Annotated in this window: 23 protein-coding genes; 13 read left to right on the plus strand and 10 right to left on the minus strand. The window is 39.8% G+C overall.

What is annotated here, in order from left to right; all coding sequences use genetic code 11:
* The first annotated feature begins 54 nt into the window (after positions 1-54).
* The 5 genes from NOS7107_RS03625 (at position 55) to NOS7107_RS03645 (ending at position 5,872) form a co-directional block, all read left to right on the plus strand.
* Entirely contained in the window at positions 55-1,056 is a 1,002-nt protein-coding gene (locus NOS7107_RS03625) for an NAD(P)-dependent oxidoreductase (protein ID WP_015111633.1), read from the plus strand.
* Positions 1,057-1,221: 165 nt separating this feature from the next.
* A complete protein-coding gene (locus tag NOS7107_RS03630) occupies positions 1,222-1,689 on the plus strand; it encodes a DUF2141 domain-containing protein (protein WP_015111634.1) in 468 nt (155 codons plus the stop codon).
* A 69-nt stretch (positions 1,690-1,758) separates the two neighbouring features.
* Positions 1,759-3,018: a glycosyltransferase family 2 protein gene (locus NOS7107_RS03635; RefSeq protein WP_015111635.1), complete on the plus strand. Its 1,260-nt coding sequence runs from the start codon at positions 1,759-1,761 to the stop codon at positions 3,016-3,018.
* 179 nt (positions 3,019-3,197) lie between these two features.
* A complete protein-coding gene (locus tag NOS7107_RS03640) occupies positions 3,198-4,457 on the plus strand; it encodes a glycosyltransferase family 2 protein (RefSeq protein ID WP_015111636.1) in 1,260 nt (419 codons plus the stop codon).
* 146 nt (positions 4,458-4,603) lie between these two features.
* Entirely contained in the window at positions 4,604-5,872 is a 1,269-nt protein-coding gene (locus NOS7107_RS03645) for a glycosyltransferase (RefSeq protein WP_015111637.1), read from the plus strand.
* Between the two features lie 133 nt (positions 5,873-6,005).
* Here the strand turns inward: NOS7107_RS03645 and NOS7107_RS03650 are convergent, their stop codons facing one another.
* The gene (locus tag NOS7107_RS03650; RefSeq protein WP_015111638.1) at positions 6,006-7,454 is read right to left on the minus strand and encodes an AAA-like domain-containing protein; all 1,449 of its coding nucleotides are present in this window, start codon (positions 7,452-7,454) and stop codon (positions 6,006-6,008) included.
* A 501-nt stretch (positions 7,455-7,955) separates the two neighbouring features.
* Here NOS7107_RS03650 and NOS7107_RS03655 point away from each other — a divergent pair.
* The 3 genes from NOS7107_RS03655 to NOS7107_RS03665 all read left to right on the plus strand — a co-directional run bounded on the left by NOS7107_RS03655 (position 7,956) and on the right by NOS7107_RS03665 (position 11,796).
* Positions 7,956-9,026, plus strand: coding sequence for a hypothetical protein (locus tag NOS7107_RS03655; RefSeq protein WP_015111639.1), 1,071 nt, complete (start codon positions 7,956-7,958; stop codon positions 9,024-9,026).
* Between the two features lie 309 nt (positions 9,027-9,335).
* The gene (locus tag NOS7107_RS03660; RefSeq protein ID WP_015111640.1) at positions 9,336-10,211 is read left to right on the plus strand and encodes an SDR family oxidoreductase; all 876 of its coding nucleotides are present in this window, start codon (positions 9,336-9,338) and stop codon (positions 10,209-10,211) included.
* A gap of 88 nt (positions 10,212-10,299) precedes the next feature.
* Positions 10,300-11,796 carry an HlyD family efflux transporter periplasmic adaptor subunit gene (locus NOS7107_RS03665; RefSeq protein ID WP_015111641.1) on the plus strand — a complete coding sequence of 499 codons (1,497 nt, stop codon included), beginning with the start codon at positions 10,300-10,302 and terminating at the stop codon, positions 11,794-11,796.
* A gap of 181 nt (positions 11,797-11,977) precedes the next feature.
* Here the strand turns inward: NOS7107_RS03665 and NOS7107_RS03670 are convergent, their stop codons facing one another.
* On the minus strand, positions 11,978-12,970 hold the full coding sequence (locus tag NOS7107_RS03670; protein ID WP_015111642.1) for an ADP-ribosylglycohydrolase family protein: 993 nt from the start codon (positions 12,968-12,970) through the stop codon (positions 11,978-11,980).
* Between the two features lie 487 nt (positions 12,971-13,457).
* Here NOS7107_RS03670 and dnaK point away from each other — a divergent pair, with 487 nt between their 5' ends.
* The 3 genes from dnaK (at position 13,458) to NOS7107_RS03685 (ending at position 18,053) form a co-directional block, all read left to right on the plus strand.
* Positions 13,458-15,365 carry a molecular chaperone DnaK gene (gene dnaK / locus NOS7107_RS03675; protein ID WP_015111643.1) on the plus strand — a complete coding sequence of 636 codons (1,908 nt, stop codon included), beginning with the start codon at positions 13,458-13,460 and terminating at the stop codon, positions 15,363-15,365.
* Between the two features lie 435 nt (positions 15,366-15,800).
* Positions 15,801-16,958 carry an FIST signal transduction protein gene (locus NOS7107_RS03680; RefSeq protein WP_015111644.1) on the plus strand — a complete coding sequence of 386 codons (1,158 nt, stop codon included), beginning with the start codon at positions 15,801-15,803 and terminating at the stop codon, positions 16,956-16,958.
* A gap of 6 nt (positions 16,959-16,964) precedes the next feature.
* Entirely contained in the window at positions 16,965-18,053 is a 1,089-nt protein-coding gene (locus NOS7107_RS03685) for an ATP-binding protein (RefSeq protein ID WP_015111645.1), read from the plus strand.
* 117 nt (positions 18,054-18,170) lie between these two features.
* Here the strand turns inward: NOS7107_RS03685 and NOS7107_RS03690 are convergent, their stop codons facing one another.
* The 6 genes from NOS7107_RS03690 to NOS7107_RS03715 all read right to left on the minus strand — a co-directional run bounded on the left by NOS7107_RS03690 (position 18,171) and on the right by NOS7107_RS03715 (position 21,128).
* Entirely contained in the window at positions 18,171-18,542 is a 372-nt protein-coding gene (locus NOS7107_RS03690; RefSeq protein ID WP_015111646.1) for a hypothetical protein, read from the minus strand.
* Entirely contained in the window at positions 18,535-19,536 is a 1,002-nt protein-coding gene (locus NOS7107_RS03695; RefSeq protein WP_015111647.1) for an LLM class flavin-dependent oxidoreductase, read from the minus strand. The genes NOS7107_RS03690 and NOS7107_RS03695 overlap by 8 nt, the downstream gene beginning before the upstream one ends.
* A gap of 12 nt (positions 19,537-19,548) precedes the next feature.
* On the minus strand, positions 19,549-19,911 hold the full coding sequence (locus tag NOS7107_RS03700) for a hypothetical protein (protein ID WP_015111648.1): 363 nt from the start codon (positions 19,909-19,911) through the stop codon (positions 19,549-19,551).
* 186 nt (positions 19,912-20,097) lie between these two features.
* The gene (locus NOS7107_RS03705) at positions 20,098-20,409 is read right to left on the minus strand and encodes a hypothetical protein (protein WP_015111649.1); all 312 of its coding nucleotides are present in this window, start codon (positions 20,407-20,409) and stop codon (positions 20,098-20,100) included.
* Positions 20,410-20,411: 2 nt separating this feature from the next.
* The gene (locus NOS7107_RS03710) at positions 20,412-20,693 is read right to left on the minus strand and encodes a hypothetical protein (protein ID WP_015111650.1); all 282 of its coding nucleotides are present in this window, start codon (positions 20,691-20,693) and stop codon (positions 20,412-20,414) included.
* 30 nt (positions 20,694-20,723) lie between these two features.
* Positions 20,724-21,128: a hypothetical protein gene (locus NOS7107_RS03715; protein WP_015111651.1), complete on the minus strand. Its 405-nt coding sequence runs from the start codon at positions 21,126-21,128 to the stop codon at positions 20,724-20,726.
* A gap of 1,095 nt (positions 21,129-22,223) precedes the next feature.
* Here NOS7107_RS03715 and cysK point away from each other — a divergent pair.
* Positions 22,224-23,168 carry a cysteine synthase A gene (gene cysK, locus NOS7107_RS03720; RefSeq protein ID WP_015111652.1) on the plus strand — a complete coding sequence of 315 codons (945 nt, stop codon included), beginning with the start codon at positions 22,224-22,226 and terminating at the stop codon, positions 23,166-23,168.
* Positions 23,169-23,274: 106 nt separating this feature from the next.
* On the opposite strand, the gene NOS7107_RS03725 is transcribed toward cysK, so the two are convergent.
* Entirely contained in the window at positions 23,275-23,751 is a 477-nt protein-coding gene (locus NOS7107_RS03725) for an ArsC/Spx/MgsR family protein (RefSeq protein WP_015111653.1), read from the minus strand.
* A 199-nt stretch (positions 23,752-23,950) separates the two neighbouring features.
* Positions 23,951-24,562, minus strand: coding sequence for a cupin domain-containing protein (locus tag NOS7107_RS03730; protein ID WP_015111654.1), 612 nt, complete (start codon positions 24,560-24,562; stop codon positions 23,951-23,953).
* Between the two features lie 199 nt (positions 24,563-24,761).
* Here NOS7107_RS03730 and NOS7107_RS28420 point away from each other — a divergent pair, with 199 nt between their 5' ends.
* Positions 24,762-24,917, plus strand: a complete 156-nt coding sequence (locus tag NOS7107_RS28420; RefSeq protein ID WP_015111655.1) for a hypothetical protein — start codon at positions 24,762-24,764, stop codon at positions 24,915-24,917.
* Positions 24,918-24,949: the final 32 nt, after the last annotated feature.

Raw genomic sequence — 24,949 nt, forward strand, 5'->3', positions numbered from 1 at the left:
TTAGCCTTCAACTTTCTATCTAAAAATCAAACTTTAGTAAGATAATAACTCCTGATGAACCTACAAAACAAAACCCTGCTGATTACTGGGATTGACGATTTTATCGGTTTGCGTGCAGCCGAGTTAGCCATAACGCAGGGAATGAAGGTACGCGGATTGCAAAGTTCAAGCGATCGCACCATAGCCCAAAACCTAGGTGTAGAAGTTATAGTTGGTAGTATTACTGACTCTAAAATTGCCCAAAAAGCTTGTCAGGGAGTAGATATTGTTCTCCACACCGCCCAACTTACTCAAGAAGCTGGCCCCATCAAAGAATTTCGGGAAATCAATGTCAGCGGTACAATCAATATGGCCAAAGCAGCCAAAAGTGCTGGAGTAAAAACTTTCGTCCACCTCTCCAGTGTGATGGTCTACGGCTTTGATTATCCCAATAACATCACTGAATCTGACCGTTTATCTGGTGACAATAACCCTTACTGTCAGACCAAAATCGAAGCAGAAGCAGAACTCTTACCCCTCAATTCTCCCCCAGATTTCGGTGTGATTGTAATTCGTGCTGGCGATGTCTACGGCCCTGGTTGTATCCCTTGGATAGTCAGACCATTATTGATGATGCGACAAAAACTATTCGCTTATGCTAACGATGGTAAAGGGGTTATCAATCATTTATATATAGATAATCTGATTGATGCCATCTTTTTAGCCATCCAAAAAGAAGCTTATGGCGAAGTTTTCAATATTACCGACGGTCAAGAAACTTCCTGGAAAGAGTATTTTATGCGCTTGGCTGCAACTGAAGGGTTGCAGGCTCCCATGTCTATTGCTAAAGATGAAATCAAACTATTTCTCAAAATTCGCAGCCAAGGACAAAAACTATTCCGTAAAAAAGCTGACATTCTTCCAGAATCAGTTGATTTTATGACTCGTCCCTACGCTTATTCTATTGCTAAAGCCCAAACATTGTTAGATTACAAACCAAAAATTGATTTAGAAGAAGGCTTTCGCAAAACATCAGCATGGGTGCAAAAAACTGATATCCAGAAACTAGTGAAATAGCTTTGAGCATATTCCCTCATATCTATTTTCACCAAGGTTTAGCCAGAAATAATTAACCGCAGATGCACACAGATAAATTAGAACTCATATTCTGCGTGACTCTGCGTTAACCTCAGTGATACTTTGCGTTTAAAAATAACCAAAATTACTTCTGAATGAATCATCATGCGTAAAATTGCACGTTGGTCTTACTTTCTCATTTCTTCTGTAGTCAGCATTTATTGTATTAAACCAGTTACCGCAGAACAAACCGCAACTTTAACCATTGCAGTTAACAACATTCGTCACCAAAAAGGTGATATTTGCTTTCGCATTTACGCCGGGGAAAAAGGATTTCCCATGAGTAGCAAAAGTGAAGTACAAAGCGGCTGCACTAAAATTACAGGCACTTCTGTAATTAAGAAATTTCCAGGGTTAAAACATGGCACTTATGCTGTCGCTATTGTTGACGATCAAAATGGCGATCGCAAACTCAATACAGACTTCTTTGGTATCCCCAAAGAAGGCTTTGGCATTTCTAAAAATCCCACTGTTTCCGTCCAAACAGGTACACCAAAATTTCGTGATGCCAGTTTTGTGGTTAATAAAAACACCAGCATCAATATCGTCATGAAATACTCTCTCGACCCATAAACGAAGAATTTACTTTTTTTATACCACCTCTACACCCTTTGCACCTTTATACCCCTTCCCACTAATTACATGGAAGCATTGACGATATTTCTGTCTAAGTCTTTGCTGGGTTGGCTGGCTATTCAGGTGTGTCTAGCACTTGTATTTTTGTTGTACTTGCACCTCAGCCGAAAAAACTCATTACCAGATGAACAGCTACCGAAAACGGCGGTGATTCTTTGTTTACGTGGAGCCGATCCGTTTTTATCTGAATGTTTGAGATCGCTTCTAACTCAAAATTATCCACAATACAATTTAAAGCTAGTTGTCGATAGTCAAACAGACCCAGCATGGCAAATTGCCCACGATACTATTCATCAGCTAGGCGCAACTAACGTTGAAATCAACTATTTAAGGGTAATTCGCCACAATTGCAGCCTAAAGTGCAGCGCCCTTTTGCAAGTTTTTGCCGAATTAGATGATTCATACGAAGTTGTGGCTTTTGTCGATGCTGATACGGTAGTTCATCCTAACTGGTTGCGAGAATTAGTTAGCCCTCTGGCAAATTCCAAGATAGGGGCGACAACGGGTAATCGTTGGTATGTCCCAACTGGTAAGTATTGGGGTTCTGTGGTTCGCTACTCAGGTAATGTATCTACAGTTGTGCAGATGTTCTTATTTGGCATTCCTTGGGGTGGTACTTTGGCAATCAAAACAGAAGTAATGCGCCAGACAGGAATGCTAGATATGTGGGGAAAAGTTTTGAATGAAGACTTGATGATGCACAAAGTTCTCAAAAAACACGGAATGCAAATCAAGTTTGTGCCTTCTTTGATGATGCTCAATTGTGAAGAGTCTGATTTGTTAGGCTTAATCGATCATCTCAAGCGGCTATTTTTATACTCTCGACTTTATCATCCTCAATGGATAGCTATAGTTGGTGATGTCATTTCTAGCATTTTATTTCCAACTATAACCATTGTTTTATTACTAGTGTCGTTGTGGGGTGAACAATGGCAAACAGCAGCTTTATTATTTCGCGCCTATAGCATCTATACTCTGGGACTACTCTTACTCATGCTGACACTAGAGATAGGCGTTAAACCAGTGATTTTAGCTCAAGGTCAGCCTGTGGCAAAATTATCAGTTGGTACAATCTTCAAAATGTTGCTTGCTATTCCTTTAACACAATGGGTATATGGTTTAGCATTGATTTCTTCGTTATTGAGATCAACAGTTAAATGGCGGGGCGCAATTTACCGAGTCCAAGGCCCTTGGAATATCCGCTTAGTGGAATACCAAGCTTATGATTTTTTGGATCAACCAATAGATAGCAAAATATCTTTGTGATTAGGGGCTGGAGGCTAGAACAAGATCCCCGACTTCTTAGAGAAGTCGGGGATCTGAAATCCTAAAATTGTCTGACAAACTCTGTGTAAGCCCTGCGTCAATTGACTGTTTATTTAACTGAATTAAAAGAGCTATTTATAGCTCATTTTTCCGATGCAATTGCGTAGAGTTTATCAAAAATGAATGAATTTATCATATTCTTGTCTAGATGCTTATTGATTTGGTTAGCTCTTCAGGTGTGTTCAGTGTTGGCGTTGTTGTGGTCTTTAACTTCACGACCACAACACCCATTACTAGATGAGGAACTGCCAAAAACGGCAGTGATTCTTTGTCTGCGTGGTGCTGATCCATTTTTACCCAATTGCTTGCGATCGCTACTTCATCAGAATTATCCTCAGTATAATTTGAAGTTGGTTGTTGATAGTGTCCAAGACCCTGCATGGCAAATAGCTCACAATACTATCAATGAACTAGGCGCAACTAATGTTGACATTAAGCCACTCCAAATAGTCCGCAATAGTTGCAGTCTCAAATGTAGTTCTTTGATTCAAGCTGTCTCAGAATTAGATGAGTCATACAAGGTAGTGGCTTTAGTTGATGCTGATACAGTAGTGCATCCCAATTGGTTACGGGAATTAGTTACCCCTCTCCATAACCCTAAAATAGGCGCAACAACAGGTAATCGTTGGTATATCCCAACAGGTAGATATTGGGGTACTTTAGTGCGTTATATCTGGAATGTCTCTGCACTTGTGCAAATGTTTCTCTATGGCATTCCTTGGGGAGGCACTTTAGCTATCAAAACCTCTGTAATCCAGCAAACAGGGCTACTCGATAAATGGAGTAAAGCCTTTGGCGAAGATACGATGATTCGTAGTGTCTTGAGTAAGCATAAACTCCGAGTCAAATTTGTGCCTGCTTTAATTATGTTGAATCGGGAAGAGTGCGATTTACCAAGTTTAAGATACTGGTTTCAACGGCAATTGTTATCTTCTCGCCTGTACCATCCTTTATGGATAGCTGTAGCGACGGATGTGATTTTCACAATTTTGCTTCCTAATCTTTTATTAGTAGCATTTTTAGTTGCTTTATTCATTGGAGATGGAGATAGCGCGAATTTAGCTCTGAGTTGGTATGTGATTTATATGTTGGCCTTAGTTATGCTCATCCTCTTTTTAGAGTTGAGTGTACAGCCAGAAATTCGCGCTCAAGGTCAACAAGTGACAAGACTATCAGCAGCTGTGATTGGCAAAATTGCGATCGCTCTACCATTCACACAATGGATTTATGGGTTAGCAATGTTAGCATCATTGCAGATGCCGACAGTCCATTGGCGTGGTGTGAGCTATAAAGTTCAAGGGCCTTGGAATATCCGCCTTGTAGAATATCGTCCTTATCAGAGCATAGATCAACCAAGCGATCGCAAAGTTTCTCTCTAAAGAAGAATTCAGCAGCTAGAATTCCGAATTTAGAATTGATGTATGGAATCTTTTTAGCAATGCGTAAATCCTCAAATTCCAGTTTTTCGGTGTGTGCAATCTGACTGATTACGCTCTCAGAAAAAATTAACAACCTAATTAAAATCATGCAAAAGCAACAGCTACGCATTGCGCTGTTTACAGGATTGTACCCTCCTTTCTTGACAGGAGTTTCCGTTGCAGTCCATCAAAGAGTTCGCTGGTTGCTACAACAAGGACATCAAGTTTTACTTGTCCATCCAGAAATCAACAATAAGTATCCTAAAAATGTGAGTGATCGCCCTATGCCTGGGCTAGATGAGTTAAAGGCTTTTCCGGCTTTTTCTTCCTACACATTTCCCACAGAGCCGTTAATCTTTTATAAGTCTTTACCCCAACCACTAAACTATCGCCATTGGAGTGATACTAAACTACTGGCAGAATTTCAACCAGATATCATTGTGGTTGAAGAAGCTGCACAAATGCGGGGATTATATTCGGGCTTTTTACAAGGTTATGGTCGTCCTGTGGGTGTGGAATATGCAAAACAAACTCATACCCCCATCATTTCAGTTTTCCATACAGATATTGTTGCTTACATCAAATATTATTTAGGCAATCAATTTTTTAGCTTGATTAGTCTGATTGTTCCTTTTCTCACACAGCAGTTTAGTGAAGCTTATGATGTCAATTTATTTCCTTCTAGAGAACTGCTGAATAAGTACAAAAATCTCAAATGCCAACGTAGTGAATATGTTCCTTATCAAGGAATTGATAGCGAAAAATTTCATCCCCAAAACATTATTCACAACCCAATTCCCCAAGATCATCGACCAACATTGTTGTTTGTCGGACGTGTTACTGCCGAAAAGAACGTCACTCAACTGATAGATGCCTTTCCACTGATCGCAGCTAAAGTTCCAGATGTGCATTTAGTAATTATCGGTAGCGGCCCTCTAGATCAAGAAATCCGCAAACGTGCAGAAAAGTTTCCTAATGGAATTACTGTGTGGGGAGAATCTCACGGGAAAGAACTATTAGGTTGGTTTGCACGCGCCGATATATTTGTCAATCCCTCCGTTACCGAGAACTTCTGTACAACTAATATGGAAGCTTTAGCATCGGGAACTCCTTTAGTCGCAGCCAACGCTGGCGGAAACTTAGAACAGGTTTTTCCAGGAATTAATGGTTTTTTAAGTGAACCTAATAACCCTGTAGATTTGGCGAACCAAGTAATTGCCATTCTGACAAATCCTGAACTTAAAGCAGCAATGAACAGCCAAGCCCGTTCCTCAATTCAGGAATTTGATTGGTCAGCAGGTATGCAAAAATTTGAAACCAAACTGTATGAATTGGTGCAACCATCACAACAGGTAGAAACTACAACTGTGGGATAACTTAACCAGAGATGATGAGCAATTCAAGTTAGTTAAAACTACAGCAATCCCAAATAATCAGGACTTACGCACAAAGCTGTGTAAGTCCTGATTATTTGTGAGAGCCAAAATCCTGACTTTTTATAGGAGTTTCCTAACTGTTGATTTGCCGTAGGCGATCGCGAAAAAAAGGACGAAATAACTCACAGGCTAGACTTGCTGTTATACCATACAAATGTACTAACCCCATCTTTTGCAATTGGGAAGCTTGCACAGCATCACAATCTATAGAACTTGATTGCTGAAGGATGTCTGTAAAGGATGGCCATAGATGAGGATAGTGTTGTAGATTTGACCATTGCTGTTCTAGATGGTCTGCATAGATAGCGGTGGTAACAGCAGAATTTTCTAACAATTCTTCCAGTGTGATTGTCTGCTGATGTATATAGTAAAATGCCAGTTGCAACCGATAGGGGTGTCCTCCCAAAAGAGCGATCGCCTTCTCAATTTGTTGTGCTGTCATTTCTTCTCCCCAGCGATGTGCTAATTCTTGCACCTGGTTTTGTGTAAATTCAGGTAACTCAATCACTAGACCAGTATTTAGGAAGGATTGATTGATCACATTGCTCATCTGGAGTTCCGTGGAATGAACTGTTACCAATCGGAGGTTATGCCAAGGATTGCTATCCACCACTCTTGCTTTAGCTTGCTCACACCAAGTCCGTAAAAGTAAAAGAAATTCACGAGCAATATCTGGGTAAGTAAATAGCTGATTAAGTTCATCAATCGCAATCACTAAAGGGCGATTTAGGTTAGCTAAAATCACATCCTCAAAGTAATCTGTCGCGTTCGATTTGCTACCCAAGGTATCATCCCAAAAATTGGCAATTGTATTTGGTAGGTTTAGCTGCTTGCTAACTCTGGCACAGAACCATTGGAGAAAGCGTTCTAGGTTGTGTAAAATCTCATCGTTAGCAAGTTGCAAGCTCACAGAAACTGTTTGATATCCCAGGTTTTTAGAGTAAGCCAAGATGCGCGTCATCAGGGAGCTTTTGCCCATTTGCTTGGGGGCGCGGATATTGATTGATGCACCTGATTGGTGAATAGCTTCGTAACAGAGCGATTCAAGAATGGGACGATGAATATAGAAGACTGAATCCAAAGGCATCTGTCCCCCTGGTGGAGTCAGGGGACGAGGTTGGAAATAGTCTTGTAGTCGTTCCATGTTGTAAATTTTGTGAGTATTGTTGCGATCACAGATTGATGTAATCGGAAAGCTGATTTCCGCAGAGGTAATTGAACTAATCTTTGCAAAATCGTCTTGTTCAGGTAACAAGTAAAGATAATCCTCCTTTAATAAAGTCAAATTAAAGGCGTGGAAACAGCACTCCAAAGTTCGTTTATCAACTCCCACTGAGCCAGTAAAGACTTTGCTGAGAGTATTGGGAGTTAAACCTGTTTTTTCACTCAAATCTTCGAGAGTACATCGCTTAAAGTTTTGCTGAACTTCTACCTCAGCTTTTGCCTGATTGAGTTTTTTTAAACCTTGAGCCGTAAGGATTGCACCCCGCCGCCGTACATTATTTTTGCATTGCAATTGCATTTTTTTACTATTAGTAAAATTTAAAAATTTGTTTGGTCATCTGCTTACTAAATAGATGACTAGTATGCTTACAAAGCGTACAGAACAAATTCCGAAAAACATATCATCAAACTTTTGCATCATTAGATGTTATTTAGTAATAGCGGCAGCATATTTCTTAAATTTTGTTTTTTTCCAAAGTTAAGGACAAAATTAATTAAAGTTTGTAAAGTACTTAAATCCTCAATAACTACAACTGAGATAACAAACGACTTTGGGTAATTGCTGATGCTCAATGCTTAACTTTTTTCTTAAAGTTGCAAACTTTGGTGGTGTTGATAGCAGAAAATCCGCATTATTGAGTCATAAGCAACAGACAGAATCGGGAATGTAAAAATCGACACCAACTATTTATCCACCTTGGCTTGTTGTTCTATTTACATTTGTTTTTAAACATTTACCCAATAAGCATTTTGCTAATTGCTGATGCAGTCTAATCTAAATTATGAGAGGCAAATAAAGATGACACAGTATACCGTATCTCTTTCTATGGATTCTACAACTAGACAATATCTCCAAAACAAAGGATACAGTCTTTATGTATTCAAAGGAGTTGATGCAGGTAAGGGTGCTCAAAGTACGGTATGGGTTTCTGTAACCGGCGATGCACTTTATAATCAAAGCAAGATAGATATCTCCTGGCAAGAGAACTTATATATAGGAGAGACAACCTCGCAATTACAGAACGGCGTTGTTGTAAGTGGAACAAATCCATTCGTTACCAGTGATAACATCCAACCAGTTAGTTTAGGGAACAATTACATCTATGAAGGGGTGCAATGGAATCCAAACCCGACCCAATCTGGTCAACCCAGCGCATTTACCATCGAAAACAGTCCATCCATAGTCAATAACTTCTATGTTTCACAGAAAGTTGACACAGACCCCGATTATATCGTTGTTCAGTCAATAACTGGGGCTGGAGGTAGTGCTTCTTTTATACCAATCGAAACCATTTCAATGGTATTATCGACCCAATCAATAAATAAAGGCACAATTATCACACAAGCATTTTCACCTGGCTTAATCATTACATTGGTTGGTATAACATCAACCAACATCTCATATGATACAAACAAGGGATGGAATGGGCCTAGCGGCTCGACATCGCCATTAAAGAAAGGCGATAGCATATATGATTCAATGATAAGTAGCTATCGGCCTACTTTAAAGAGTTATGCAAATAGCGTTCTCAGGACGTTGAACGCTATTGAGTCGGAAAGAGGAATATTAATTGATTCTGGATTTACGGCTACGTTAGTTTTTGGCACTCTAACAGTAGCAACCTGGGCTTATAATCACCAAGCGTTAATTGCAAGCGCTGCAAACGTTGTCATTAGCAGTTTTTCTGACTTGAATACAGCAACACGTACATTTAAAGTTATAGGTGCCTCAGCGATTGCTTGTGCTGCGGCAATGGACGCAATCGTTAAAGCAATCAAAGACAATGCGCCACCACAGTCAGTGGCAGCTGATAATGAATTATCGGCTTTCGTAGATGTCAAATACACAAACCTAGTGTGCAAAAAGTAAGGTGGTGCGATCGCCTATCTTGTAAGGTGCGTTAACAAGGAAACACACCACCACTATTATTAATTTCAAATTCGGTGGGTTAGCAACAGTGTAACCCACCTTATGTTTTGTGCTGACGTTAAAGGAGATGTAATAAAAGTTATAAATAATACGTAAAATAATCGTTCTATTACTGAGTAAATGAGCGATCGCTAAAATCGATGATTTATTCTCTCGTGGCGTAAGTCCTAGTTAATATACAAATATGCTCATACTTGATGTTCAAGAATCCATTTATGGATTCTAAGTATATTAATTTTAGGTATTTATATGTTTTTAGTAACAGGAGCAACGGGGGGAATTGGTCGTCGTGTTGTGCGACTGCTACGCCAGCAGGAACAATCAGTGAGGGTATTTGTGCGGCTTACCTCACGTTACAGTGAGTTAGAACATCGGGGTGCAGACATCTTCATCGGCGATTTGCGCCAAGAAAAAGATATTGAGAAGGCTACTCAAGGTGTTAAATATATTATCAGCGCTCACGGTTCTAATAGTGATGCTTTATCTCTTGACTACCGCGCCAACATAGAACTAATTGATCAAGCAAAAGCTAATCAAGTTAAGCATTTTGTCTTTGTTTCTGTATTGGGAGTAGATCGCGGTTATGAAGATGCGCCTGTATTTAAAGCCAAACATGCAGTAGAACGATATTTGATAGATAGTGGCTTAAATTACACAATTTTCCGCCCAGCTGGACTAGCATCAAATTTGCTGCCATTGGCGGAACAGTTTCGAGACACAGGGTTATATTTACTAATTGGCGATCGCCAAAACCGTAGCTCAATTGTCAGTACAGACGATTTGGCAAAAATGATCGTGGATTCTGTCAAAGTTCCAGCGGCGCGTAACCAAATATTGCCAGTAGGGGGGCCAGAAATTTTACACCGGGAAGATATTCCTCGGATATTTGGTCGGATTTTTAACAAACAACCGATAGTTATTAACCCGCCAGTATTTGTACTTGATGGGTTAAGAAATGTTATCGGTTTGTTAAATCCGCAAACACAAAAAGCTTTGGGGACTTATCAGACGTTGCTATCTAATGAATTTTTCTGTAAAAAAGAGGAAATAGCCAACTTAGAGAGAATTTTTGATTTTCCCTTGGAAACCTTAGAAAGTTTTTTACGACGCTATTTAGCAGTTTGAAGTAAATATTATTCCTGAGTCATGAACATCCGGAAATATGACTAATGACTCAGGACAATTGACAAAGAACAAATAACATTAAGATTTTATGACCTCTCCCCTAGTTGCTAATGCTGCTCAAGCGCGTCAAACAAAACAGCGATTCGCCAAGCCAGAGGATCAACTGTCTTATGAATTAGGTAAGGCAGTTCAAGAATTGCCACCGCTTTATACAAGATTGTTAGCAGGGACTATCAGTGTAGCTTTATTTGGGACGATCGCTTGGGCGCATTTCTCGGAAATCGATGAAGTGGCGATAGCTCAAGGAGAACTTATTGCTTCGACTCAAGTCAGACCAGTGACATCTCTGGGGAATGGGATGATTATGGCAGTGAAAGTCAGAGAAGGCGATCGCGTTACTAAAAATCAAGTGTTAATTCAACGCGACCCCGATTTCCAAAAAACAGACGTGAACCGCCTTTCAGAATCTACCAAATTAATTAAGGATGACTTAGACCGTTTGGATGTAGAACGCATCGGTGGTAAAAGCACTGGTGAGACACTCCAAGATCAACTTTTAACGGCGCGTTTAGGCAATTATCAAGCGCGTCAATCAGCCGCAGAAGCCGAAGCCAATCGCCAACGCGCCCTTATTGATCAAGCAAAAGTGCGCTTGGCTCGCTTGCGAGAAAATTTAGATACAGCTAAAAGTGCCTTAGTTAATTCCCAAATCAACTTAGCTAATGCTAAAAGTATCCGTGAAAGAGTCAAAGAAGCATTAGCGATCGCCCAAAATCGAGAAGAAAAACTCCGCACATTGATTACTCCTGGCGCTGTCCCCAGAGTTGATTACTTAGAAGCACAAGAAAGATTAAATCGCGCCAATACCGATGTCACCCGCTCAGAAGATGAAGTGACTAACGCCAACAATAAAGTTGCAGAAGCGCAAGATCGCGTCTTATCTTTAGGAAAAGATATTGCAGCCCAAGGCCAAGAAATTCGCCAAGCAGAACAAGCTTTTCAGGCAGCGCGTAATCAAGTACAACGTTTATCATCTGAACGTCAAAGCGAAATTTTGACTCAAATGAATCAGCGTAAAGAAGAATTAACCACCGTCTCCGGTCAATTAGCCCAAGCGAAAAAGCAACAAGAAGGCGAAACCATCAAAGCTCCTGTAGCTGGTACAATCTACAGAATTAAGGCAACCAAAGGCCCCGTACAATCAGGGGAAGAATTACTATCTATCTTGCCGGATGGAGAAGAATTGCAGCTAGAAGTAAAAGTTCTCAACCGCGATATTGGTTTCATTCGTCCAGGTATGAAAGTAAAAGTCAAAATGGCTACTTTCCCTTTCCAGGAATTCGGTACCATTGCTGGCACAGTAGCACAAGTTAGCCCGAATGCCGTAGTTGATAAAGAATTAGGGTTAGTTTTCCCCACCAGAATTCAAATGAATAAACATTCCTTAAATGTGCGGGGTAAAGAAGTTGTATTTACTCCTGGTATGGTTGCTACAGGGGAAATTGTCACTCGCAAGAAATCAATTTTAACTTTCATTGTCGAACCTGTAACTCGCAGATTTAGCGAAGCTTTTTCTGTCAGGTAGTATAATTTTTGCATTGTAAAAATCGAGAGGCTCAGATCCCCGACTTTTTTAAAAAGTCGGGGATCTTGTTGTCCAAAAATAATTTATGTAGCGATAGTCAGATATGTTATGACAACTTGAAAGCTTGAATGCCAGAAATAGTAAGACTCTCCCTCCTGCCTTCTGCCTCCTGCCATAACTGTTAATCCCAAACTTTGCACAAGGCCGCCAATTGGTCGCGGTATTCAATGCGAACTACCCAATCTTCTGGCCATGCTGCCATTCCTAAATATGCTCCAGCAAAAGCACCTGCTAAACAAGCAATGGAGTCAGAATCACCTGCTGTGAGTGCAGCGCGTCGCAAAGCAGCTAAAGGTTCCTCTGGAAATAACAAAAAGCATAATAGACCTGTAGCTAAGGCTTCTTCTGCTACCCAACCCTCACCTATGGCTAAACAGGGGTCAATGTCGCGGTTGGGGTTGACTAATGCTGCATCAAGACGGTCGAGTACTGCTAAACACTCATCCCAGCCACGACTAATAAATTCTTCTGGTGTCTCAATACCTGGACGCTGCCACAAATCATCCAGCCAATCAGCATGATAAACCGATCGCTGACTGAGAGCATAGTTGCGGAGTTGATTCGGCAATTTTTGTGGTTCGCCGCCCTTGACAAGGTAAGTAATTGCGGCTGCGGTTAAATCTGAAGCAGTAAGGGCAGTAGGATGACCATGAGTTAATGCTGCTTGGAATTGAGCAACTGCCGCACGGGTTGTATCATCTGTTAGCAATAAACCTACAGGCACAACACGCATATTTGCACCACAGCCTTTGGAGTTGGGTCTAGTTGCTTGTTGCCAAGGCAAACCTGATTCCAGATATTCACAAGCCTGCAAACAAGTCATTCCAGGGGCGCGATTATTGTCTGGACTATGTAACCACTCAACAAAAGTGCGTCTGAGAACAGGTTCTAAATTAGGTAAGCTCAAGTTTGCGACACCAACCTCAATCAGGGCTTGCCCTACGGCTAATGTCATTTGTGTGTCGTCGGTAACGCGTGCAGGATCACCAACAATTTCTTGCGGCCCATTTGGCGGAAAGCGACGACAAATTTCTTCCACATTTAAAAATTCTGTAGCGGCACCCAAGGCATCACCAAAGGCTAACCCAAATAAACATCCAGAGGCACGACGCATAAATAGTTTTTTCAATTAAATTTTTAATACACAAACGCTAAAATATCTACCCTTGAGTAAGTGTAAGTATCCGCGTTTTAACTGAATTTATCAAGCACAGACTCCTTTTATAGCCGATTTATTCTCTGTACCTCTGGAATTAATGTTGTTTAAAGACGGCAAACACCACATGGTGATTACGGTTCACCCTAATTACTCAATGTATTAATTCTCATAAATTAGACAAAGTGAAAGCAAATTAATCCATGAACCAACTAAACAAAACTTTAAAATTAACCGTCCCAGATAAGGTTCGGGAAACCACCCTTCATGGACTGGCTATACAAGCTCAGTATATATATCAGCAGAACTTGGGGCTATAACCCCAACAAAACCGAGCTAAAGGTCATTGATGCTGAAGTAACTGCTTTCATAAATCAGTTGGTTCAAGATTTAGTCCTTATATTCCCATTCATTCATTTGTAGTTATACGGAGCCAGCACATAAAATGGCAAAAGTAGTTGGAATTGACTTAGGTACAACTAACTCCTGCGTCGCAGTCATGGAAGGTGGTAAACCCACGGTTATTGCTAATGCAGAAGGTTTTCGGACAACACCATCGGTAGTAGCGTTTGCCAAGAATGGCGATACGTTGGTAGGGCAAATTGCCAAACGCCAAGCGGTGATGAACCCAGAGAATACATTCTACTCGGTGAAGCGCTTTATCGGTCGTCGCTTCGACGAAGTGACTAATGAAGCAACAGAAGTTTCTTATAAAGTTCTCAGCAGCAGTGGTAACGTCAAGCTAGATTCTCCTGGCGCTGGCAAACAATTTGCTCCTGAAGAGATTTCTGCCAAGGTTCTCCGCAAATTAGTAGAAGACGCAAGCAAATATTTAGGTGAAACTGTCACCCAAGCAGTAATTACCGTTCCTGCATACTTCAACGACTCCCAACGCCAAGCCACAAAAGACGCTGGTAAAATCGCTGGAATTGAAGTATTGCGGATTATCAACGAACCGACAGCTGCTTCTCTGGCTTATGGCTTTGATAAGAAGAGCAATGAAACCATTCTAGTATTTGACTTAGGTGGTGGTACATTCGACGTATCAGTACTCGAAGTAGGCGACGGCGTATTTGAAGTATTAGCTACTTCTGGTGATACTCACCTTGGTGGTGACGACTTCGATAAGAAAATTGTTGATTTCTTGGCTGAACAGTTCCGCAAAGACGAAGGTATTGACCTCCGTAAAGACAGACAAGCACTGCAACGTCTGACTGAAGCCGCAGAAAAAGCCAAAATTGAGCTTTCTAGCGTTACCCAAGCGGAAATTAACTTACCATTTATCACCGCTACCCAGGATGGGCCAAAGCACCTGGATACAACGCTGACTCGCGCTAAGTTTGAAGAACTTTGCTCTGATTTGATTGACCGTTCTCGGATTCCGGTAGAGAATGCGCTGCGTGATGCCAAGTTAAGCAAAAATGATATCGATGAAGTAGTGCTAGTTGGTGGTTCCACCCGTATTCCCGCTGTCCAAGAGTTGGTGAAGCGGATTTTGGGTAGAGATCCTAACCAAACTGTTAACCCTGATGAAGTAGTAGCCGTTGGTGCGGCAATTCAAGCAGGTGTGTTGGCTGGTGATGTTACAGGTATCTTGTTGTTAGACGTAACACCATTGTCCTTGGGTGTGGAAACCTTGGGCGGTGTGATGACTAAGATTATTCCTCGTAACACCACAATTCCTACCAAAAAATCAGAGGTATTCTCCACCGCTGTGGATGGTCAAACCAACGTAGAAATTCACGTCCTCCAAGGTGAACGGGAATTTGCTAACGACAACAAGAGTTTGGGAACCTTCCGCCTCGATGGTATTCCTCCTGCGCCCCGTGGCGTACCTCAAATCGAAGTGGTATTCGACATTGACGCTAACGGTATCCTCAACGTTACTGCTAAGGATAAAGGTACTGGTAAGGAACAGTCCATTAGCATTACTGGTGCTTCTACCTTAGATAAAAATGATGTTGACCGGATGGTACGCGAAGCAGAACAAAATGCGTCCTCTGACAAAGAACGTCGTGAGAAAATTGAACGCAAGAACCAAGCTGATTCTTTGTCATACCAAGCGGAAAAGCAGCTGCAAGAATTAGGCGATAAAGTACCTGCTGCTGACAAAACCAAAGTGGAAGGTTTGATAAAAGACCTGCGGGAAGCTGTCGCTAAGGAAGATGATGAGCAAATTGCCAAGCTGATGCCAGAATTGCAACAAGCGCTATTCGCGGTTGGTAGCAATATCTATCAACAAGCTGGCGGTGCTGCACCTGGCGCTGAACCTCAAGATGGTGGTGGCGGTTCTTCTACTTCCTCTGGTAGCGGTGATGATGTAATTGACGCAGATTTTACTGAAAGCAAATAATTCCTCCAATGTTGTAGGGAAAGTGAGAAATTCTCTACTCAATATTTCCCATCTAGGTATTCACCTGGGTGGGGATTTTTTTTATTAGGTTATGGTTATGGGTTACAGATTTAAAAGCCTTGTTGCGATTTTTAGACATCAACAATTCTCAATCTCAAATTTTTATATGTCATATCCTGCAACACCTTGAAGACTTCGAGAAAATGCGATCGCCTCTGTTAATCTGGTAAATATTAACCAAGGCTGGTGGGTGAGCGATTGGGGAACAGTTGCTCACCCAGAAATTGTAGGACAAAGGTAGGCGAAGTTATTTATCGATAAGATAGCGAAAGAATGCTTATTTTATCCTCAATAAATTTATAGTCGGCTTTATAAAAGCAATCTGGTTTGGGAATAATAAATTCACGGTAGAAAAATTCCAGACCAGATATATATATGCTGAATGTAGTAGTTGGCCATAGTAATGACCCTGATTCTTTAGCGGCGATTACTGAAGTTATCGGGCAATGTCAAGATACTTTAAGTGAAAAACGTCCTCAAGCTGGTATTTTGTTTGCCGCAATAGACTTTGATTATGCACTTATTTTGCAAGAAATTGTGCTGGCTTTTCCAGGAATTGAGTTAATTGGTGGTACTAGCGATGCCGAAATGTCTTCATTATTAAAGTTTCAGCAAGATTCTCTAGCTTTAATGCTATTTTGTGCTGATGAAATTGAAATTCATGCAGGATTGGGTAGAAATTTATCACAAGACCCAATGTTAGCTACAAAACAAGCTGTAGAACAAGCAAAAGCAAAAATTAAACATCCGTCTCTCTCTCAATTATGTTTAACTTTCCCTGAAAGTTTAACAGTTGATGGGGTAGCGATTGTTGAAGGCTTAAAAGTCGCTTTGGGGAAAGATATTCCTATTTTTGGTGGATTAACTGCCGATCAATGGAAATTTGAAAAGACTTATCAATTTTTTCAAACAGAAATTCTCAGTGATTCTGTTCCTGTATTGATATTTTCTGGCAATTTCTTGTTTTCTCAAGGAGTAGCGAGTGGTTGGCATCCTCTAGGAAAAAAAGGCAAAGTTACGAAGGTTAATAAAAACATTCTCTATGAAATTAATAGCAAACCAGCATTAGATTTTTATCATCATTATTTAGGTGGTCTTCCTCCTTCTGGTGAATATCCTTTAGCAGTTTTTGAATCAGAAACTGAAGAATTTTATATGCGTGCGCCTAGCATTTATAATCCTGAAAATGGTAGCATCACTTTTTTAGGAGAAGTTCCTGTAGATACTTTTGTGCAAATAGCACAAGCAAGTCGTGATGAGATTTTAGGTGCTGCGAAAACATCAATTAAAAATGCTTTAAATAATTACCCTGGTAAACAGCCAGATGCAGCTTTATTTTTTTCTTGTGCGGCTCGTCGGCTATTACTAGGTACACGCACAATCGAGGAATATCAGCTGGCTCAGGAATTTTTAACAGCAGAAATTCCTGGTTGTGGTTTTTATACTCATGGTGAAATTTCACCGTTAAATGATGGTAGTGAAACTAGACTTCATCATGAAACTTTTGTCACCCTTTTGATAGGAATAAATTAAAAATTTATGCAATTAGATTATGAGCAAAGAATTAAACAACTGGAAAAAGCCAATCGCATTCTCCAGAAAAAACTAGATCGCTCTGAATCTTTAAGAATTGCATTAGAGGAAACCAATGAGAAAAAAGAGGCTTTATTTCTCAAGGTAATTGATGAATTACGTGATTCACAACAAACTTTAGAAGAACAAAGACGAAACTTGGAGGAAACTTTAAGAAAGCTACGCGCTATGCAAAGTAAATTAGTAGAATCTGAAAAGATGTCTGCTTTAGGAGTTTTAGTAGCTGGTATTGCCCATGAAATCAATAATCCAGTAAATTTTATTTATGGCAATATTAACTATGTTACTCAATATGCTGAGGAAATTTTAGAACTACTAAAATGCTATCAAGAATCTTATCCAAATCCGGTTATAACTATAGCCGATAAAATCAAAAAAATAGATTTGGAGTTTATCAAAAAAGATTTTGTACAAGTTTTACAGTCTATGGAAATAGGGAGTCAAAGGATTAGTGAGATTGTTCGCTCTTTACGTAGTTTCTCTAGATTGGATGAAGCAGAAATAAAAAAAGTAAATATTCATGAAGGTATTGATAGCACATTGATGATTCTGCAAAACCGCTTAAATTCTCAACTCGGTTCCTCAGCAATTCTAATTATTAAAGAATACGGCAATTTACCCAGGGTAGAGTGTTATGCCAGTAAGCTGAATCAAGTATTAATAAATATTATTAGCAATGCTATTGATGCTTTAGAGCAGAAATTAAGTTATAGTCAGCACAGTTGTTCTAAAACAAGTAGTTTAGCTACACTGCAAATTGCAACTTTTACTCCCACTATCAAGATTACTACAGAATTAATCAATAACTGGGTTTCCATTCGTATAAGTGATAATGGGATTGGAATTGATGAAAAAATAACACAACAAATATTTAATCCTTTCTTCACTACTAAACCAGTTGGTAAAGGTACAGGTTTGGGGCTTTCTATTAGTTATCAAATAATTGTGGAAACTCATCAAGGGCAGCTAGAATGTCAATCTATTCCTGGCGTAGGTACGGAATTTATGATTATGATACCTTTACAACTGGTGTAGCCATATATTGTGTTTCTAGATTAAATGCGATCGCTCTTTTATTTATTAGGTAAGTTATCTATAAAGAAAACCCAGCTTTTGTGCAAAAACTGGGTTTCTGAATTTAGTAAATATGATTTACAGCCAATCTCGATAAGCAGAGATTTGATTCACACTAATTTCTAATGGCTCACCTTTACCAAAAGGCGGATAAACTTTGATTTTGGCATTAGTTGTAAATCTCTCTAATCTATTACCTAATTGGGGAATATTGCTGACTATATGCCAGTAAGATACGATGTCAGGGCAATCAATGACTAACATCACTTTGGTGTTTTTATCAGTAAGATACCACTGACAACTATTTAGTAAAGCTTGAGTAATGCGATCGCAACTGTAATAAAAACATCTACCAATCGATTGCTCTAGCTCTAGGTGCAGCATTCCATCCTCTTTTGTTACCTTTATTGGAGGTAAATCATCGGGTGGAAGCAAATTTAATTTAGACATAATTGCGTACCTCTTGGTTGTAGCGCTGCAAACTTTCGATGTTTTTTTGCATATCAAACGATGTCGGTTTGAGCGCTAATGTACCTAGATTCAATTCGTCATGAAATTTTTTGATTTTGTCTCGACAAGTGATAGGATCACCAATGACTGAATTTTCAATCAAATAATCTTTGTCAAAACAAATGTTGCTGCGGTCAAATGCCTTATGACCATTGGAACTATTCTGCATTACTACTGCCGAATTAGCTTTCATTTTTTGGCTAAATTGGCGGATAAAAGGCATAGCTTCGGTGATAGCATCTGCGTTTGTTTGTCCAACAAAAAAGAACCGCGCTAAGACAAAATTGTCTGCACCACTGGGATTAATATCTCGATATTGGCTGAGAGTCTTTTTTAATCTCTCTAGCGCAAAGGGTGGCCCTCCCATTAAGCTAAAGGAATTTTGAGCCGCGAATTCTATGCTGCTGTCATCACCACTGGCTATGTATACAGGGATTTGCTGTTGCAAAGGTTTTGGGTAAACTGTGAGGCGATCGCATTGATAATGTTGTCCATGAAATGAAACTTCATTTTCATATAACAACTTGTGAATTAATGCTATTCCCTCTAACATTCTGGCGCGAGATTCTCCCATTGAAATGCCAAAATGTTTATTTTGCTGAGGAAAAGGCCCGCCTTTGGCCACTCCAAATAATAATCTGCCATTACACAAATTATCCAAAGTAGCAATATCTTCTGCTACCCGAATGGGGTTGTGAAATGGCAGTAAAACCGCCGCTGTGCCTAAGCGAATTGTTGAGGTGACACCAGCTAGATGTGCCATTAATAGCAGCATGGAAGAACTGATATTAATTTCACTAAAATGATGTTCACTTACCCAAGCTTCGGCAAAGTTTAGGCTTTCGGCTTGTCTAACTAAAGCGACTTGCTCAAAAATTGCCCGACGGGCATTTTGGTGATAATTTTCGTAATTGCAGAAAAGTCCAATTTTCATTGTTTGCTATTCTTAGGTTGCTACCATTTGCAACTCCAACCACAAGCGCGGATCGGTATCTTTCAGCGTCGATTTGGGATCACGAATTAAGCGTTTAGCATTCATACAAACTACTTGGACTAATCCCATATTGTCTGCTATGTCTCTGAGGATTTTTTGTTGTTCTCTAATATAGGGCAGTATTTCCTCAGAGCAGTAAATACCTATGTATTGCAAACGTCTAGGCGGTCTTCCCCAAAAACAGGTGATGACTTTCACATGACACCCGTCTAATAGTTCCCCAACCTTTGGATAGTACTCGCTGACGATTCTTTTGAATTCTTTAGCGATGATATCTTCAGTAATCATTTTAACTGATGTTTCTGTAGCGTTCATCACGCTATTTAATATAACATATATTTGTCAACCAAGCATGACATAGATTGTGTATTATGTTGCTTTTTAGTGTTTAAAAATATATAAAAAATTATTTATCAGAAATTAATATATATTAAGATACCCGGCTTCTTGGAGAAGCCGGGTATCTGAACTTTCTCGATATTGTATCAATAATCAGATGTATTATCGGGATTTGCGCTCGGCGACTAATACTTCAGCGACCATTTCTGGTAAATCACCAAAGTCAGAAAATCCTTCTTTACCACTGATAGGGGAAATAAAGGTATAACTTGGATCACATTCTCCTGTGTCGTAAACTTGAATAACCCATCTATCAGGGAAGCCTTCTACACCCAACTCTACAATGTACCAACTCTCGCCAGTTAAACGAGATTTTATAATAGTAAACCACTCTCTATATTCGTCACGAATATTCCAGTCTGCTAAGAGAAACTCTAACGCTATGTGTCCAGCATCAGTAGCCGTCAGTAGCATGATTACTCCTTATTTGGCACTTCAGATTTTGCAGCTTCGGAATCTTTGAAGTCTGGATATAAACCTAATTGTTTGGCAAGCTCACGAGCTAAAAAAAACAAAAATTGAGCGCCATCTTGATTACCTTCATGAGCAAACATTGTGGCAACTCTAGCCATTGCTTCTACAAAATTAGCATCAATTAATTCTGAATGTGCTTCTAAAATTTCTGGTTCTTGACCATTCGGACATTGCAATAATTTATCAATTAAATCAAAATATTTGGCTTGCCGTTCTTCTGTCATGATATTTGGTAATTTTGTAGTGTGAATTGATTATTGTTCAATACTTTGTTGCCAAAGTTTTTCTAACATTTCTACTTGTTCTTGAAATACGGCAGCACGATGTACTAGATACCTATCGTATACAAGAATTCCTAACCCAATACACACAGGGGTTAGCAAGATAAACCATTGCAGGATAATGGCGAGTTTATATACAAAATCAGTAGTTAGCGGTTGGTTCACGATGTGGCGATCGCAATTATTAACACCAGCCGTTACCACAGGCTCTAAGGCTTGATTTACTTTGTTAATATTATTAACTTCACAAATTAAATTCTGTGCCTTAACTAACTCTCCATGTTTTTCCCAAACTACTTTTAGGGCTACCATTGCTGGAGAAATTACGATTAATGCTACAAGGCAAACTGTGAGAACATTTAGAAGTTTGACTTTCATTATTGCTCTCCTTGGCTAGGTAGAAGCTAGGGGTTTTAGAGTCTAGATTAGAAAGTTTTACATAGTAAATTACGGAACTTGATTATGGTTTATATCCCAAATATCTTAAAGATTCTGGATTTTATTTATTCATAAATAATTTAGGTATATAGTCTTATGTTTGTTAAATGACACTAGTAAATAGCTAGTAGATAATTACCTATTTTTCTAAAAATTATATTTTTATACTTGTCGAATTAACGCCATCTTACTAGAAAATGTGGGGTTAAGAAGTCCCCCCTAGTTCACTAGCAAGCTAGAGAATTTCGGGGGGTAGAGGGGAATCTCTGCGTAAATCCTATATGTTTTATATCAGTCGTCTTTCTCGATAGCTGTTTAATAGGTGTGGATTAAGTTTATTAAATTGGTTAAAGTTGTACTCAACACCTCAAACAATTGCTATATAAGCTTTGTAAAAATTGCTTGGGGTATAGGGACGAGTATTTTCGGGGCAAGGGACTAGTATTAATGAGGTGGGGTTCTGGGACTTTTGTACTCAATCTCAAAGCTAGGCAGGCTATCGTTAAAAACGATTTTTTTTAATAAATTTTGATGAAGGAATTTTGTACTCAAGGTAAAGAATTCAAGTTTTAAATAGCTAGATATTGGCGAAAAGTCAATTAAATAAACACAAAATATCAAGATTTAATTCCTTTGAAATATTACTGTATTTAATTTACATTTTAGGGCTTTATGTTGGGAAAATTAGATATTATGGGAAATTGTTATATAGGTTGTTGATTTTGGTAATTACTTTATTGAAAAATATGGAATGAGTTTTTATATATTTCTGAAGACTGAATATCAGCTATTTAAGTTCCCTCAAATAAACTAAAATTTAGTAGTTCATAATACTTAAATAATTAAATTGTGAGTCAATGGTAGTAGTTAATACGAAATTCAGCGGAAGTCAGGCAAAATTATTTCCTGGGGTTACATATTTATGCTTTAGTGAAAGTAAATAGATTTGGCGATCGCTAACCTCAGCAGTTGCCCAAAAATGATTGTTATAAGTAAATATGCCGTTTTAAAATTAAATGTTTTAGGAGTTAATTTATGCGAATTGCTAAAGATGTCACAGAACTTATCGGCAGAACTCCCTTAGTTCAACTCAATAAAATTCCCCAAGCAGAAGGTGCAGTGGCGCGGATAGTTGCCAAACTCGAAGGGATGAACCCAGCAGCTTCGGTGAAAGACCGCATTGGCTTGAGTATGGTACTTGCAGCGGAAGCGGAAGGTTTCATCACACCAGGTAAAACTATTTTAGTTGAGCCAACCTCTGGAAATACTGGAATTGCGCTGGCAATGGTAGCAGCCGCCCGTGGTTACAGTCTAATTTTGACTATGCCAGAAACCATGAGCCAAGAACGGCGCTCAATGCTGCGTGCTTATGGTGCAAAATTAGAATTAACAGCAGGCCCAGAAGGAATGCGAGGTGCAATTCGCAAAGCCGAGGAAATTGTGGCGAATACACCCGACGCATATATGCTGCAACAGTTTCGCAACCCAGCTAACCCCAAAATTCACCGCGAAACTACCGCCGAAGAAATTTGGTCAGATACTGATGGAGAAGTAGATATTGTGATTGCTGGGGTTGGTACTGGCGGGACGATTACGGGAATTGCGGAAGTATTGAAACAACGTAAACAGAGTTTTCAGGCGATCGCAGTTGAACCCAGCAATAGCCCTGTCCTCTCTGGTGGCGAAGCTGGGGCGCATAAAATTCAAGGTATCGGTGCAGGATTTGTCCCCGATGTCTTGCGCTTGGAACTGGTAGATGAAGTCATTAGAGTTAGTGATGACCAAGCGATGATTTATGGGCGGCGTTTAGCCAAAGAAGAAGGCTTGTTATCCGGTATTTCTTCTGGCGCGGCTTTGTGTGCGGCGCTGCAAGTTGCCAAACGACCAGAAAATGCTGGTCGTTTGATTGTGATGATTCAGCCTTCCTTTGGTGAACGTTACCTCAGCACAGCAATGTTTCAAGATTTGAGCATTAGTTAAGAAGGCAAAAGTTAAAAGGAAAAAGTTAAAAGGAAAAAGTAAAAAGTGAAGAGTAAAGGCAAAAGATAATTTCTTTTGCCTTTTGCATTTTTACTTTTTACTTAATTTAATGTTTGCAATTACCATGACCGTGGCCATGTTCATGGTTGTGGTGATGACCACCGTGGGCGCAGCCTTGCAAATCCTTACTCATCAGGTCTTCGCTCATAGCTTGGAAGGATTCATCTACAGGCTTTAAGCCAATCCAAGCGTCAAGTTTTTCGACTTCAAAACCAACTTCGCGGCGATCGCCTACTTGAATTAGGGGGCGGCGAATTAATAGCGGGTCACGCAACATCAATACTAAGGCGGTTTCTGCATCGATTTTTTCGGGTACAATCTCGCCTGATTTTACCTTGGGCGCAGCCCGATTAAACCATTCAGCTACAGGGCGATCGCCAAAAAATGACCGTAAACCCTGAATTGTCCAAGGTTCAGTTAATAAGTTATATGCAATTACTTCATGACCGGCTGCTGTTAGCAACACTTTTTGTCGAGTGCCATTTTTACAGCCTGGTTTTTCATAAAAAATTACTCTTGCCATTGTACTGCTCCTAATCCACTTTATGGTTTAGGACTTACACAGAGAACCCTCTAGAAAATGCTGAGTATTGAGTGCTGAGTGCTGAGTGCTGAGTAAGTAAATATAAATATTATCCTGCCTCCTGCCCTCTGCCCTTCGGGTTCAGCAGTTGCTCATGGGGGAAACCCCCAAGACCGCACTGCTTCACCTCCTGCCTTTCTTAAAACTTTCGTGCAGTTTGGGTAACTAAATCAAACTCAAATCGTTGTTTTGGATCAGTTTCCCCATAAATATTAAAAGTCACAGTTGGTTCATCCCCGACTGCTTGCACGCTGTGAATTGCATCAGGAGTGAAACTAACAATATCACCTGGAGATAAAGTTATTTCTCCCGTCTGTTCAATTTGATCTGGAGATTTTGAGTTGTCATTACGCCGCCAAAAGGTGTTTTTTTCTTGACCTTTTAACACCGCCACAACTCCCCAAGTTCCATGATTATGAATGGTTGAAGTTGTCCCTGGTGCAAAAGTTACTGTTTGGACAGTCAACGGAAAACCCAATTCATCGTATAAGAGAAGTACAGAAGTTCCCGTTTTGGGACATGGTTCTAAATGCTGACTTCTCACCCAGTAGGAATTGGCAATTAAGCGCCTCACCAACATCCTAATTTCTGGTAGACGGCTAGATTCATCCTCCACACCATTGAGAACATCTTCCACCTCAGTCAAAAAACGATAGAGGCGATAATTTTCTCGTAATAAATCCCAGGCTCTTACAGCTTTACAGACTTGATACTGACCGTCTCCAGTGAGTAGCCAATCCCTACCTTGCATAACTTTTTAGAGGATGTTTTAAAAGTCTTCTTGTTGGTAGCAAAACATTTTAGATCCCCCTAAATCCCCCTTAAAAAGGGGGACTTTGAAGTATTTCCCCCCTTTTTAAGGGAGGTTAGGGGGGATAAAGAAGTGCTAATAATCACAACCGACCACTTTTCAAACAACCTCTTAGAATCTAAATTGAGAAGTTGAAGGCATGACAATTACTGGTGCTGCATACCAAGGAGAGTTGGTATTAGGCAGACTAACAGGAGATAAGGGAATAGTATTAGGAAGGGGATTTTCTGGCAGGTTAAATGTGGATAATGGTAGAGAAAAAGAAAAACTCTTCATCATGGTTTGTAAATTTTGACCGTTGAGTGTTGGTATGTGTCATTTGTCAAA

The organism is Nostoc sp. PCC 7107 (assembly GCF_000316625.1).
Taxonomy (GTDB): Bacteria; Cyanobacteriota; Cyanobacteriia; order Cyanobacteriales; family Nostocaceae; genus Nostoc_B.